Source organism: Leifsonia sp. KNZ13-11D (assembly GCF_056754895.1).
In genome coordinates this window covers 53,193-66,946 of record NZ_JBPGWU010000002.1, presented here as the reverse complement: position 1 = coordinate 66,946, position 13,754 = coordinate 53,193, and the positions used below count along the sequence as shown (strand labels likewise).

Sequence of the window (13,754 nt, the reverse complement as noted above, 5' to 3'; positions counted from 1 at the left end):
CAATCGAGGATCCGGTCGAGCAGCTGATGGACGGCGTCGAGCAGATCGAAGTGAACGAATCTAACGGCGCGCAGGCAGGCTTCGCCGCGATCCTCGAGAAGATCGTCCGGGCCGACCCGGACCTGGTCGTGGTCGGCGAGGTCCGCGACCGCGATACAGCCCGCCTGGCCGCGCAACTCGCCGACATGGGGAAGCTCGTTCTCTCGACCATCCACGCCACCGACGGCGTCGCGGCGCTACGCCGATTCGTCAAACTTGCTGAGGCCGAACCGCTCTCAATGCTCGACGGGGTTCGCGGCGTCGTCTCTCAGCGTCTCGTCCGGACCCTCAACCGCACCGGAGGTCAGCGGCGCTACTCGGGGATGCGATCGGTGCACGAAATCTTCACAAAGACCGACAGCTTCATCGACGCCATGATCGAGGGCCGCTCGAGCACGCAGCTGCACGCGGTCGCCGACGCCAACTCCACGAAGTTCGCCACCAACTTGGACCAGCTCATCGCTGAGGGTGTCACAGACCAGGCCGAAGCCGTCCGCATCCTCGGGATCGAGGCTCGCTGATGACGACATTCACCGCTGCCGACGTCGCTGAACTAGTCGACCGATACGGAGCTGAGGGTTGCTCCGATATCCACCTCACCCCACACCGCGGGGTTCTGACGGTCAAGTACAAGCAGACCACCGCCATCCCCGAGATCCCGCAGCTGGATCCCCGCTCGATTGACGCCTTCGCTGAGTCGCTCTTTGAGCACCATCGCGAAGGCGGCTGGACGCCCGCCACCTGGCAGGCCTTCGCCTCGATCGATCAAGCGCGCGACTACCGCGCTCGTGCCACGTTCAAGCGCACCGTCCACGGCACCGCAGCAACCCTGCGAATCATCCCTCGCACCATTCCCACTGCCGCGCAGCTCGGGCTGCCGCGGAAGGTCGTCCAGCTTGCACACCGCCCCTCCGGATTCATCGGCATCGCCGGACCAACCGGTTCGGGTAAGAGCAGCACGATGGCGGCCTGCCTTGCTGACCTCATGAACACGGTCGACTCGCACGTCTACATGCTCGAAGACCCGGCCGAGTTCCTGCATTTCCCCACCCGGGGACTGGTGACGCAACGTGAGCTCGGCACGCACTTCCGCAGCTACGAGGACGGCATCAAGGACGCCAAGGGCTCCCACCCGCGGGTGATCGTCATTGGCGAGATCCGCGACGGTGAGGTCGCGCAGGCCGCGCTGGATGCGGCGCTCTCCGGACACCTGGTGATCAGCACCCTTCACGCAAGCTCGGTCGAAGACGCGATCGCAGCGATGATCTCCTTCTATCCCGCCGACAAGCAGCACCTGGCTCGCACCCAGCTTGCTCAGGCCCTGCAGGCGATCGTCGTCCAGTCGCTCGTCCGCAAAGACGGGGAGAACGTCGCTCCGGACGAGATGCAGATGGCGCTCGTGCAGGAGGTAGCCATCAACGACCGCGAGCTGGAAGGCACCATCCGTGGCGACGCCACGGGCGGCGGTGCACTCCACCACGTGCGCAGCTACCTCCGCAGTGCCGGCCGCCGCGCCGGAAACGTGCCGTTCGAGGACTCCCTCGCGCACCTCGTGCGCAACGGCAAGGTGACCCGAGAAACCGCCGCCGCCACCCTCCGAGACCCCAAGGCGCTCACCGAAGCACTCAACATGCCCGTCCGCACCGACCTGGAGGCGTAATGTCCGACATCAACTTCCTCGAGGAAGCACCCGCCGCGGCTGCGGAACTGACCCCAGCTCCACAAGCGAAGGCGAAGCCTGCGAAAGCCGTCGCGCTGTACCGGTCTACACGCGAAGAGATCGCAGAGACCCTGGAAGACGTCGAGTCGCTGCTCCGCGCCGGAGAATCTGAGTACGGCACGGTAAACACCCTCTCGCGCGTCTACGCGGGTTCCACGGTCGGCGAAGCCTACGGCCGAATGGCGGAGCGGATCGCCGAGGGCGTGAGTCTCACGGATGCGTTCAACAACGAGGAGAACGTCTTCCCGCGCGTTGCACGCGACCTACTCATCGCAGGCGTCAACCAGCAGATTCTCTGGCGGAACCTGCGCCGCTCGGCCGAGCTGATCCGCAACAACTCCAACCTGACCGCCGAACTCCGCGTCAAGCTCGGCGGACCGATCAGCCTGGCGATCCTCACGGTGATCATCATCGTGGTCTCGGTCAACCTCGCCTTCAGCAACCCTGCGTCGCTCGGGCCCAGCGCTGCCGTAGTGGCCACCATGATGATGAACGGTACGAAGGTGCTCGGCATCCTCGCCGGCATCGCGCTCGTCGGCGGCGTGGCGGCGATGACCTGGTACAACAAAACCGGCAAGAAGAACCCGCGAACTCGGCTGAAGCTCGACCGACTCATCTTGAGCGCTCCGAAGCGCAAGCGGGCCAAGCTGCGCCAGCTGCTGAGCAAAGTCACCATCCACGACGCGGCGGCGAAGTTCTGCGAGGTCCTCGCGTCCAGCCTCGACGCCAGCATGGACGAGCCGGAGGCGCTCCGCACGGCCGCCCGGGCAACCGGCAACGAGGCGATCATTCTCCACGTCGACGAGCACATTCAGCGGATCTATGACGGTGTCGAAGACCTCGCCGGCGTCGCCGCGTCGCCCTATTTCCCAAAGATCCTGGCTCACCGGCTCACGCTGCAGCCGGGAGCCCTTGAGCGGATCACGGTTCTGCAGGAGCTCAGCGTCGCCTACGGCAAGAAGGCGCAGAACGCGTCGACGGAACTGGCGAACCGCCTCGGCCGCAAGGTGGAGGACTTCTCGCTGTTCTTCGGCGTCGCGACGGTGTTCATGCTGATGACGCCGATGGCGATCTCGCTCCAGGACATGGGGAGCATGACCGGACATGTTTGAGCTGATCCCGGGGCAACCCGTGACTGCCACGACGGCGTTGACCGTGGGGCTACTTGCCATCGCTGCCGTGGACGCGCGCACCCGCACTATCCCAAACCTGAGCATCCTCGCGCTTGGAACGGCCGTCGTCGCTGCCAGCGCGTTCGACCACCTCAACTCGACTCAGTGGGTTACCGGCGCTGCATGCGGTGCGCTGGCCTTCGTCTTCTACCTCGAGCGCGCTGTCGCTGACGATGCCGCCGGGCGCACACCTGTGGGCGCTGGCGACATCAAGCTCATCGGCGTTCCGATTGGGGTCTTCGGAATGGCCAGCCCGCTCTTGGCCGCGGTCGTGTTCCTGCTCGGCTTCATCTTCCATTCCGTCATCGCCCAGCTCACCCGCGGAGTCCACAACGCGGATGAGGAGAACACCGCTCACGGTCCCGCCTTGGCGGCGGCCGCGATCGTCGGGCTGACGATCCTCACCCACGGAACCGGGGAGGTGGCCGCCTAGGGCAATCGGACCCGACGTACCCCGGACAAGCAACCCTCAACACAAACCACGCACCACTAACCCAAAGGAGAAATCATGCCCGCAGGTGGCATCAAAGAATGGCTTACCACGAACGCTGGCTGGATCGCGACCGTCGCAATCTTCGGCGTCATCATGGTCGGCGTCCTGATCGGCCTCAACACGTCGAACTCCGGCGGCATCGGTAGCACCGTGCAGAGCGCCCAGACGATCTACAAGACCAACCACGGCAGCTACGGCACCGCCGACCAGCTCACCGCTGCCGGCGTCCTGACCGTCCCCGATGGCACGAAGGTCTCCGTCGCTGTCAGCGGCGACGGGGCCGCGTTCTGCGCCGTCGCGGTCGCGGACGGTGGCAAGCCGATGTGGACCTACTCGGGAGCAACCCGCTCCGCCGACACCATCCCCACCGTCGCGGGCGTCACCTGCCCGGCGGCGCCGTAACAGAACCCGTCCCGGGGGCCGGCTCGTCCGAGCCGGCCCCCTCACCCGGAGGACTCCCGTGCCCGTAAATCTGCTCCCCAACGCCAGCAAGCCCCTCCGGCGACTTCTAGCCGGCGAGAAGGGCAGCATCCGCGACTCTCTCGCGGCCGTCATCGTGCTCACCGTGGTGGCCACCCTGATCGCCACCACGACTCCGGCGGCCGCCGGAGTCGTGACCGCAACCGGAAGCGTCTCCGAGCGCCTCTCAGCGATCTCGGCGCTCGTCGACGACAAACGCCCGAGCATCACCTGGGGCACCGCCACGAGCCCGGACCTGCGCACCGTCACTCTGCCCTCCGGCACCATCGCGAAAGTCGCACTCTGGGCGACAACGCAGCCCGGCGGCGTCACTTACGAGGCCCTCACGGCCCGAGACCGCGCCGACACGACAGCAACCTGCACCACCGTCGTCAACGTCGCGGACGGTCGCTGCTTGCACGCGTCCCTCTTCCGCGCCGACGACGTCACAACCCTCGTCCCTGCACCCATCATCCGCATGGACCCGAGCCTGCAGACGCCCATCGGCTCCGTCGACCCCGCCGTTCAAGCCTCCCCGCTCCCCGCCGCGACCGGCACCGTACTGGCGACGGCCACCCCGAGCGCCGCTCGCATCTGGCGCTACCTCATTCATGCCGGATCAGTTCAGACAAGCGCCGAGCTGCGCCTCCTGCAGAGCGGCAAAACACTCGCCACTATCCCGATCAGCGCAGACGGGGCCAACTACATCGGCACGATTGCGGTCAGCGCGGGCGGACCCGTCACCCTCGTGGTGAGCGACGGTGCCGCAGTCACCGACACCATCCTCATCTACGACGCAGGAGCAGCCTCATGATTCGTCAACGACTCAGAGGGAAACGCGGAGATCTCCGCGTCACCATCGTCCTCGGCGTGGCCGCCATCACCGGCCTCTACGTCATGACCACGATCGTTACCAACAACGCTGCCGTGACCGAACAGGCCGCCCTGACGGTGCAGCTCGGCCAGGCGCTCGAGAACCGAGCGCAGGCCTACGCCGCATCGCTGGACAGCAACCTCAGCGGCAGCAGCGTCCCTCCGACCGGTCGCCAATGCGGAACCAACCCCGCCGTGTGCACCAGCATCGTCTCCGACGAGCTCAACGCCGCGGGCACCAGCCGCACCCTTCGCGTTCAGGCAGACCAGGTCGACGGCGGCCTCATCATGACCCGCGACGTCGTCATCCAGGCCACCAAGGCCTCACACATCAGCGCTCTCGACGCCAAAGGGCACCCGACCTGGGTGACGGTAGATGGCGAGACCCCCTTCACGATCTGGGGAGTCGCCGCCGGGCAGACCACTAAGGTCACCGAAGACCAGATGAAGGGGCCGCAGTCGGGCACCACGTGGGTCACGGCCAGCGCCCGCAACGGGGTGGACAGCGCGGGCCAACCCTGGGTCTACGGAGCGAACACCGCCTGCCAGGCGGGAACCGGTGCAGCCTCCACCACTCCAGTCAGCGCAGCCGGACTCACCTCGCCGACCGATGTTCGCACGGTCATCGCGACCACCGACACCGCCTTCCTCCTTGACGCCACCGGCACCGCATACGGGTACGGCAACAACACTCAGGGCCAGCTGGGGCTGGGACGCTCCGGCGACCAGGTATGCGCACCCGAGGCGATCAAGAACCACAAGTTCATCGCCATCACCACTGCCGGCGGCTCGAGCTTCGCCATTGACACCTCGCATCGACTGTGGGCCTGGGGCCTAGGAACGGCGGGTCAGCTCGGCGATGGCGCAAAGCTCTCCTACAACGCACCTCAACAGGTCGCCGCGAGCACCCGCTTCACCGCCGTCGCGACGAGCGGCGCGAGTACTTGGGCCTTGGACGTCCAGGGGCGTGTCTGGAGCTGGGGCGACAACACATACGGCCAGCTCGGCACCGGTACCACCACCCCGACGCCCACCGCCACTCGCATCCCAGCCACCACGACGTTCACACAGATCAGCGCCGGAGCGACAGCCTTCTACGGCATCGACCCCAGCGGCCAGCTCTGGGCTGCCGGGAACAACGCCAACGGGGCGCTTGGAGACGGCACCACGACGAACAGGCCGACGCCAGTGAAGGTGGCGGCCGGGACGATCTTCGTACAGGTCTCCGGCGGCCAGGGCCGCGCCTTCGCGATCGACAGCACCGGGCGTCTCCTCGCCTGGGGGGCAGGATCTTCCGGCGCTCTCGGAACGGGCGACACCAGCAACAAGACAGCACCAACCCCCGTAGACGCGGGCAGCGCCAAGTTCCGCAGCGTCCAGACCACTGTCGACGCGAACGTCACCGCAGCCGTGGACACCGACGGCATGCTGTGGGCGATCGGCACCAATGGCAGCGGCCTCTGGCCGACCACGCTGAGCGGCAGCGCCGCCAGCGCTCAACGGATGCCCCGCCCCACCGGATTCACACCCCCCAGCTGGAAGTAGAGGAAGGCACCATGCGCAAATTCATCTCACACCGGCTCCGGCTCCTGGAGGGCTCCAGAGGAGACGCTGCCGGCAGCATCAAGGAATTGGTGGTCAACGCCCCGATCCGCGCCGCCCTCATCGCTGCAGCGATCGCAGCGACCATCGTCGTGGTCACCCTCAACTCCATCCTCAGCAACTCAGCCACAGCCTCCGTGCGTCTCAATGTTGGGGATATCGAGTTCAAGCAGGACGTCCGCGCGTCGACACTCGTACACGGGTACGGATCGGACCGAGTCGCGCTGCTCTCCACAACGGGCGGGAACTGCTCGGTCAAGCAGTGGTACACCACCACCTCGAACGGTGTCACGACGCTGCGCTCGACCGCGGCGACCGTGAGCGGAGAGTGCAGCCCGTCGAGTCCGATCGACCCATCGCCCACACAGTCAGAGCTGCGCGTCGACCAGCTGCAGTCCGCCCCGATCGTCTATGAAAACCTCGGAGGCCGAACCATCACCTTCGACGCGACCGGTAACCCCACACTGTCCTCTGGTTCGCGGCCCGCAAACGTCACGGACGCAGACTGGAACGACCTGCGCCCCTACCTGATTCGCATCGACGTCAAGAGCGCCGACGAGGACCTCGCCAAGTTCTCGCGCCAGGGAGTCTTCACCGGCACTACCGCAATCGTCAACGCGCCAGCCGCAGGCGAGATTCGCTTCGTACCGCCCACGAGCCCGATCCCCACCCCGTCCGACCTGCGCATCACTAGCATCGTCCGATCACAGACCCTGGGCACCACCTACTCAGGTGCAAGGGAAGGTGTGAGCGTCACGTTCACCGGCGGCGTATGCGACGCGATGCCCACGAACCTCAACCTCACCTACACCACCTCGTCGCCCGCCGGTGTGCCGCCGGTCAACGTCGTGACGGCGCGCACCCTCACCGGCGCGGCCTCCACCATCGACCTCGCCGGCGTGCCCAACGGCAGCAGCGGGACCGTCACCCTCACCGCCGCTTGCGGGACCGGCAGCGCGACGAGCACGGCAAGCGCCAACTACCACCAGGACGTCCCGCCGTCGCTCCTGACGGTCAAGCAGGGAGCGAACGACTGGACACACTCCCTCAGCTGGACGGCAGTGTCGAGCCTGCCCACCACCTTCCAGCTAGGCCTCGCATCCACCAAAGTCCCGAGCGTAGGAGGTGCTGTGATCGCGACCACGACAGCTCTCACCTATGACGTGCAGTGGACGCAGGGCTGGACCTACGGAGCCGACGCCAACTACTACTTGACGGCGCTGGTCAACAATGACGGCGCAGCCTCCACCCCCGCCGTCATCACGACGCCATGGCCGACCACGCCGGCGGGCGCCAACATGACCTACACGCGCACCGGCTACAACGGCAACTACGCATCGGGCAACGTGAAATGGAACTTCACCGGCACCTGCCCGGCGGGGACGACGCTGCAGGCGTCTCAGCTGGAGAACCACGCGGGCACCACCAGCAAGACCTACAACAACGCCATCCAATACCAGGGCCCGTTCACGAACAACCTCACCCAGGTCAACTGGGGTCCCTCGTACGCGATGCAGGGCTACCCCTACGGCATGGGCCTGCAGACACGCTGCGCGTCGCCCAACGGTCTCTACAGCCCTGTCGTGCAGGTGCAGTCAAAGGAGTGGATCACGCCGATGGCGCAGCCCGGTGCGCCGGTGTGGAACGCGTACAACATCTACACCTACACCGCCCCGATCTACTGGACGCACTCGACGTGCAACGCCCCCAGCGGCTGCTCGTCGCTCGCGGTGAACTACATCACCTACTGCGCCGCCGGATCGAACCTGAACTCGAACGGCTGGATGTCCACCGACTGGGGCGGCGGCCAATATTGGCACAACTTTGGGTTCGGGGACTACTGGCAGCTGCCCAACGCGGTCGCCCGCAACGTGACGTACACCAACGCCCAGTACAACTGCGCGACCCCGTGGGGATACGTCAGCCCTATGAGTCCGATCGGCGCCGGCGTGACAGTGACGGTGTACCCGTGAGCGCGCACCGGAAGGGGTTGTCGCCGCGGCCGAAAGCCTTCGCCGCGGCAGGTGTTGCGGTCGCCGTCGTGGCGGCCGCGGCCGCGGGCCTCTACTTCGGCGTGGGTGCGCTGACCGCCCAATCCGCGGCGGAGCGCGTGTACGCGCAGCACCACCCGGTGGGGGAGACGGAGGAGACGCGTGCTGCAGCCGAGCTCAAGGTGAAGCAGGAGGCCGCAGCCGCGGAGAAGAAACGGGAGGAAGCCAACGCAAAGTCGGCTCAGACCCCCGATGCGGTCTACACGCCGCCTCCGCAGCCGCAGGTAGCTGCCAACCGCACGATGCCGGCGGGCGCAGCGGATCCGACGTCGCGGGCCCGGTCGACAACGAGCCTGTTCGCCGACTCCTTCGCGAAGGAGCTGCTTATGGCTCGCGCGATGGTGAGCGGATCTGCGGCGCAGCCCGTGGCGGCGACGATCGCTCCCGACGGATGCATGGAGACGTGGGTACGTGAGCACGTTCACGACTACGACGGACGGTCTGCGTTCGGCGTTTCGATGGTGTGCGGGAGACAGGTCGCGTTGATCGCCGGCGCTGGCGGCATCGACGAGAAGATCCTGCTCTTCGGCTCTGCTCAGAAGGACGGCCCATCGGATGTGCGGCAGCTGCTCCTGGCGTCGACCGCCACGGAGGTGTCGTTCGCGTCCGCTTCGACGGAGGACGGACGAACCGTGGTGATGATCGCGGCCGTCGCTTCCTGACCCCAGCAGCAGAGAACCCCGCGAGCCAATGGCTCGCGGGGTTCTCTTTGGGGGCGGCACCTGCCAAGGGGGATAGGCGAGGTGCCGTGCGCTACTTGCGCGGCGCAGCCTAGATGCAAGCGTAGACCGACAGGCCCCAGCCGTCGTCGGTGCTGAAGGTGCTGTAGGTGTACGGGTAACCGACGTTGATGCTGATGGCGCCGCCGCTCGAGGTGGTCTGCGAGTACTTGAACGCTCCGTCACAGCCTGGCGTGTACGCGCCACCGGCGTTGACGTGCGGCGTGTGGTCGACCGGCGGGGGAGTGTAGCCGCCACCACCGCCACCACCGGAGGACCCGCCACCACCTGTGGAGCCGCCACCACCTGTGGAGCCACCTCCGCCCGTCGAGCCACCGCCGCCGCCTCCCGAGCCGCCGCCCCCACCGCCCCGAGGGGTGGGGTGCGTCACGCCCGTACTCGGGTCGGTGTAGGAAGCCTGCCCGGCACGCGCGGCCGCCTCAGCAGCGGCCTGCGCGGCCGCGGCCGCTTCCGCAGCCACGGTGGCGTCATGCGATTCGTGAACCGCCTTGGCCTTGGCGAGGAAGTCCAGGAGCAGCGGTGCCGGGCTCTTGCCCTCCTGCACCGCCTTCTGGGCGGAGGCCGCAGCGTTGGTGAGCGCGTCCTTCTGGCCCTGGCCAGCCTTGGCGAGGGCGGTGATCACGCCCTTCGCGTCGACGTCGAGCGCGGGAATTGCTGCCGCGTCGGCCGACTTGTCGAGGCCGGTCACCATCTGGGCGAGCGCTCGGTTCGCGGTCTTCACTTGGGCGACGATCCCGGGACCGCCCTTCAGAGTGTTCTCTGCCGCACCAGCCTGCCCGTCGACGAGTGCGGTCAGACGCGCCGTCTCCTTCTGCAGCTGCTCCGTTGTGGAGGTCGGCGTGCCCGCCGGATGCGGATCCTGGACAGGCTTTCCGGCCTTGAACCCCGCGTACATCTTCAACTGGTCCAGCTGCACGGCCAACGCCTTGATCTGGGCGTCCGGCAGGTACTGACCGGCCTTCGCCTGGTCGTGGATCTGGGTGAGCTGCTTCTGCAGTTCGCCGGCAGACGCGACGGCGGCCGCGAAGTCCTTCTGAGCCTTCACGTCCTGGCGGTACTGGGTGACCGCTTTGATCCGTGCGGCCTGGTACGCCGCGTCTGCGTCGGAGTGCTGCGCGGTGCTGACGCCCGCCGGGATGCCGATCGCGGCCGCGGCGATGACGACGGCGGCGCCGGCACCGGCGGCAATCGCCGTTGCCCGATGCGACGTCGCCCACGTCCAGAGTCTGTTGATGCCCCGCGGTGGGGCGCTATCGGTGGTGCTTTCAGTGCTCAAGGTTGTTCCCCCTTGGTTAGGTTAGAGCGCTCGGCGCTCACGGATACGCCCAGGCAGGGCGACGTGATCTGTTGAGACCGAGGTGTTCACTGCTCACACTCGGCCCGGTGTCGGGGTGCGTAAGGCTCACTCGGCGTCGATGTCGGCCTCCTCCTGGTGGGCTGCCTCCTGGTCGCAAACCGTGTGCTCTTCGTAGAGCCACGCCGTTGCCGGTATGCCTCCCACCAGACGTTGGGTGACTGTTACCTCGGCGCCGCACTGCGCGCACTTTCGGGTACCGGCGCGCTGTTTGCCATGGGACCCCACCGGGCGGATATCCCTGACGGCAGGGTCGTCGATGAAGCGCGTTCGGACGGCGGAGCAGGTAGCCGCGGCCACCGCCTCAGCGGGCGCGAGCGCCGGGGCTGGATCAGCAGGGGGAGCCTCCACGGGCGGGTCGGACATGCAGACCGCCCATTTGTCGCGGTCTAGCTCAACGGTCTCGCCGCCGCGGCGGATCTTGATCGTTGAGGTTGTGGCCGACAGGTACTTCCCCTCAACCAGCTCGGAGGCCCAGCCATCGCGTGTCGGGAAGTAGTGAACCAGCTGGATGGCTCCTCCGCGCCCCGGCAGAGGGTCGGCGATCTTCATGTGCGTGTGTGCTGTCATCCGCGGTGACCCCTTCCTTTCGTTAGGTCGTGGTTTCTGTAGACCAATAACCGAAACCGTAGACCAATAACTCGAATGGTGTCAACGTTTTTGGTCTACGGATATACTCGCGTCATGCCACGGCCACCGAAGAAGGACGACGAGCGCCTCTCCGTCGATAACCATGTGCGGATGAGCGCTGTGCAGCAGGCGTTCCTCGAGCGAGCCGCGGCCCGCGCCGGGGAGAAGCCGTCACCGTTTTTGCGTACGGCGGGACTGTCTCGCGCGAGCGAAGTCTTGGGGGAGCCGATCCCAGGAGAAGGCACCACAGACGAAGCGGCAACCGAGACCTGAGTCTCGGAGTCCGCGAACGCGACCGGACTCGAGTACGCCGTCAGAATGATTCGAGAGCAGACCGGGAGAGCTGCTCATCTCTCAGGGGGAAGACCACGTGCAACCGTTGACAGGTTCGCTGTTCAAGGCAGGCTCGATCATCGCTGCCATCTCGCTGCTGCTCGTAACAGGAGTAATCGCCGCAGCTCCCGCGAGTGCAGACACGGGAGTGTTCCCGGTTGGCAACAATCCCGCGTCGGTGGCGTACTCGCCTGATGGCTCAGCCGCGTATGTCGCCAACGACCTCGACGCCGAGAATCCGGGCAGCGTGTCGGTGATCAATCCGAACACCGGACTGGTTGCAGCCACCGTTCCGGTGGGGATCAACCCTCACGGCGTGAGTGTGAGCAAGAGCGGCGCCAAGGTGTACGTGGCCAACTACAGCAGCCACACCGTCTCGGTGATAGACGCCGGCGCCAAGACGGTCACTGCAACCATCACCGGGTTCAAGTATCCCGAGCGGATCGCACTCACCGCTGATGGTTCGACCGCCTACGTGAGCAACGGCTCGCCGGGGACCACTCAGCAGGGCACCAAGACGGTGTCCGTGGTGAACCTGAGCAGCAACACCATCACCGCCAGCATCCCGGTGGGGGAGTGGCCCACGGCGCTGGCACTGTCGCCTGACGGCACTCAGCTCTACGCGCTCAACCACGTGGACTCCACCATCTCGGTGATCAGCACGGCGAGCAACACGGTCACTGGCACGATCACGTTGCCCTGGTATCCGCAGGACGTGAAGTTCTCTCCAGATGGGAGTAAGGCATACGTCTCGGAGCAGGGCGCGTCCAGCAACTCCTACACCGCCTCGCTGTCGGTGATCGATGTGGCCCGCGCTCAGGTGATCCAGACTGTCAGCTACGCCCCTGCCACCTACTTCCCGACTCCCAACGGCGGAGCCGACCGCGGACAGCTGGCGCTGACACCGGACGGCCAGTACGCCTACATCACCAACCTGGTCGCTGGCACCGTTTCGGTGATCAACCTGGGCACGATGAAGGAGGGCACTCCGCTTGCCGCCGGCAAGTATCCTCGGGACATCGCCATCTCACCGGCTGGGAATGCGGCGCTGGTCACCAACGGGGGCTCCGCATCGGTGACTCGACTCCCATTGGTCTCCACCGCGCTACCGACGACCGCGCGAGTCAGCGGAGGGGATCGCTTCACCACGGCGGTGAGCATCTCCCAGCAGTCCTACCCCGGTACCGCGCCAGTGGTGTACGTCGCCTCCGGTCTCGGCTACCCCGACGCCCTCGGCGCCGGCCCTGCCGCGGTCAAGCAGGGCGGGCCGCTGCTGCTCACCACAAGCTGGTCCCTTCCAGACGCCACTGCAGCGGAGATCCAGCGACTCCAGCCCAGCCAGATCGTCGTGGTGGGCGGGCCGAACAGCGTGAGCGACAACGTGTATCGAGCACTGTCCAAGCTGGCTCCGTCGATCACACGCATCACCGGAGGGGACCGTTTCGCCACCAACAAGGCCCTGCTCTCCTACGCGTTCCCTGGCAACAACGACACCGTGTACGTCGCCTCGGGCTTGAACTTCCCCGACGCGCTGTCCGCCTCCGCTATCTCCGGGTCCACCGGTTCACCGGTGGTGCTGATCAACACCAACCTGTCTCACGTCGATGCGGAGACGATGAGCCTGATCCGCTCGATGGCTCCGTTCAACATCGTCACCGCGGGAGGAGGTACCAGCATGCCGCCCTACCTGGTCAACGATCTGCGCAGCATCGCCAATGTGACCGAGAACGACGGCGCTGACCGCTTCGCCACCTCGCAGCTGCTCAACGAGGGCAAGTACAGCGCAGCGAACCCGCCCAAGAACGTGTATCTGGCCAACGGACTGAACTTCCCTGACGCGCTGGCGGGTGGAGCGCTGGCGGCGAAGGAGGGGGCGTCGCTGTTCACGGTCCCGGGATGGTGCGTCCCGCAGCGGACGTTGGCCGACATTCAGAGCTGGGGCATCAAGAACGTCACGCTGCTGGGCGGCAACGCCTCGCTGACCTCCGAGGCGGCAAATCTGGTCGCCTGCGGCGCGAGCATCGGTGGTGCGGCATCCGGAGCGGTGCCCGTCCCGGACAAGCCGTCACAGGCCGCCTACGCGGGCATGAACAGCTACTACATGCCCTTCTCCCAGTGCCCCGACCCGGTCCAGTTCGCCGCTCACGATCCCGGACCCCAGGGCAACGCCTACGAGTCCTACGACTTCAGCTTCCCCTGGACCTACGACCTGAACGGAACCTACTTCCGATTCTTCTACTGCTTCAGCGGGTTCTGAATTTGCGCCTGCCCAGCTGACACCGAGCTGC

13 protein-coding genes are annotated in these 13,754 nt (G+C 66.5%); 11 read left to right on the top strand and 2 right to left on the bottom strand.

Going from position 1 to position 13,754, the window contains the following annotated elements; genetic code table 11:
* From ACR9Y5_RS19640 to ACR9Y5_RS19600, 9 genes are all read left to right on the top strand, one after another.
* On the top strand, positions 1-560 hold a 560-nt coding region (locus tag ACR9Y5_RS19640; RefSeq protein ID WP_481299668.1), incomplete at its 5' end, for an ATPase, T2SS/T4P/T4SS family.
* Positions 560-1,699, top strand: a complete 1,140-nt coding sequence (locus ACR9Y5_RS19635; RefSeq protein WP_481299667.1) for a type IV pilus twitching motility protein PilT — start codon at positions 560-562, stop codon at positions 1,697-1,699. The genes ACR9Y5_RS19640 and ACR9Y5_RS19635, both read left to right, overlap by 1 nt.
* The gene (locus tag ACR9Y5_RS19630; RefSeq protein WP_481299666.1) at positions 1,699-2,871 is read left to right on the top strand and encodes a type II secretion system F family protein; all 1,173 of its coding nucleotides are present in this window, start codon (positions 1,699-1,701) and stop codon (positions 2,869-2,871) included. The genes ACR9Y5_RS19635 and ACR9Y5_RS19630 overlap by 1 nt, the downstream gene beginning before the upstream one ends.
* On the top strand, positions 2,864-3,364 hold the full coding sequence (locus ACR9Y5_RS19625; RefSeq protein ID WP_481299665.1) for a prepilin peptidase: 501 nt from the start codon (positions 2,864-2,866) through the stop codon (positions 3,362-3,364). Before ACR9Y5_RS19630 ends, ACR9Y5_RS19625 begins: the two co-directional genes overlap by 8 nt.
* Before the next feature lie 75 nt (positions 3,365-3,439).
* Entirely contained in the window at positions 3,440-3,826 is a 387-nt protein-coding gene (locus ACR9Y5_RS19620) for a hypothetical protein (protein WP_208041949.1), read from the top strand.
* 58 nt (positions 3,827-3,884) lie between these two features.
* Positions 3,885-4,697 carry a hypothetical protein gene (locus tag ACR9Y5_RS19615; protein WP_481299664.1) on the top strand — a complete coding sequence of 271 codons (813 nt, stop codon included), beginning with the start codon at positions 3,885-3,887 and terminating at the stop codon, positions 4,695-4,697.
* A gap of 56 nt (positions 4,698-4,753) precedes the next feature.
* Positions 4,754-6,301 (top strand): RCC1 domain-containing protein, encoded by a 1,548-nt coding sequence (locus ACR9Y5_RS19610; RefSeq protein ID WP_481299663.1) that lies wholly within the window; start codon positions 4,754-4,756, stop codon positions 6,299-6,301.
* Positions 6,302-6,312: 11 nt separating this feature from the next.
* A complete protein-coding gene (locus ACR9Y5_RS19605; protein ID WP_481299662.1) occupies positions 6,313-8,331 on the top strand; it encodes a hypothetical protein in 2,019 nt (672 codons plus the stop codon).
* Positions 8,328-9,071, top strand: coding sequence for a hypothetical protein (locus ACR9Y5_RS19600; protein ID WP_481299661.1), 744 nt, complete (start codon positions 8,328-8,330; stop codon positions 9,069-9,071). Before ACR9Y5_RS19605 ends, ACR9Y5_RS19600 begins: the two co-directional genes overlap by 4 nt.
* A gap of 109 nt (positions 9,072-9,180) precedes the next feature.
* Here ACR9Y5_RS19600 and ACR9Y5_RS19595 read toward each other — a convergent pair whose 3' ends face one another.
* Together ACR9Y5_RS19595 and ACR9Y5_RS19590 are read right to left on the bottom strand one after the other, a co-directional pair.
* Entirely contained in the window at positions 9,181-10,425 is a 1,245-nt protein-coding gene (locus ACR9Y5_RS19595; protein ID WP_481299660.1) for a hypothetical protein, read from the bottom strand.
* Positions 10,426-10,551: 126 nt separating this feature from the next.
* Entirely contained in the window at positions 10,552-11,073 is a 522-nt protein-coding gene (locus tag ACR9Y5_RS19590) for a hypothetical protein (RefSeq protein WP_481299659.1), read from the bottom strand.
* Positions 11,074-11,187: 114 nt separating this feature from the next.
* On the opposite strand from ACR9Y5_RS19590, the gene ACR9Y5_RS19585 reads away from it, so the two are divergent.
* On the top strand, positions 11,188-11,406 hold the full coding sequence (locus ACR9Y5_RS19585; RefSeq protein WP_481299658.1) for a hypothetical protein: 219 nt from the start codon (positions 11,188-11,190) through the stop codon (positions 11,404-11,406).
* A gap of 97 nt (positions 11,407-11,503) precedes the next feature.
* Positions 11,504-13,723 carry a cell wall-binding repeat-containing protein gene (locus ACR9Y5_RS19580; RefSeq protein ID WP_481299657.1) on the top strand — a complete coding sequence of 740 codons (2,220 nt, stop codon included), beginning with the start codon at positions 11,504-11,506 and terminating at the stop codon, positions 13,721-13,723.
* The last annotated feature ends 31 nt before the right edge of the window (positions 13,724-13,754 follow it).

What these genes read in the sequence shown, in the direction of transcription:
- ACR9Y5_RS19620 (WP_208041949.1), top strand. Translation starts at nt 3,440, where the DNA reads ATGCCCGCAGGTGGCATCAAAGAATGGCTTACCACGAACGCTGGCTGG.
- ACR9Y5_RS19625 (WP_481299665.1), top strand. Translation starts at nt 2,864, where the DNA reads ATGTTTGAGCTGATCCCGGGGCAACCCGTGACTGCCACGACGGCGTTG.
- ACR9Y5_RS19635 (WP_481299667.1), top strand. Translation starts at nt 560, where the DNA reads ATGACGACATTCACCGCTGCCGACGTCGCTGAACTAGTCGACCGATAC.
- ACR9Y5_RS19585 (WP_481299658.1), top strand. Translation starts at nt 11,188, where the DNA reads ATGCCACGGCCACCGAAGAAGGACGACGAGCGCCTCTCCGTCGATAAC.
- ACR9Y5_RS19630 (WP_481299666.1), top strand. Translation starts at nt 1,699, where the DNA reads ATGTCCGACATCAACTTCCTCGAGGAAGCACCCGCCGCGGCTGCGGAA.
- ACR9Y5_RS19605 (WP_481299662.1), top strand. Translation starts at nt 6,313, where the DNA reads ATGCGCAAATTCATCTCACACCGGCTCCGGCTCCTGGAGGGCTCCAGA.
- ACR9Y5_RS19590 (WP_481299659.1), bottom strand. Translation starts at nt 11,073, where the DNA reads ATGACAGCACACACGCACATGAAGATCGCCGACCCTCTGCCGGGGCGC.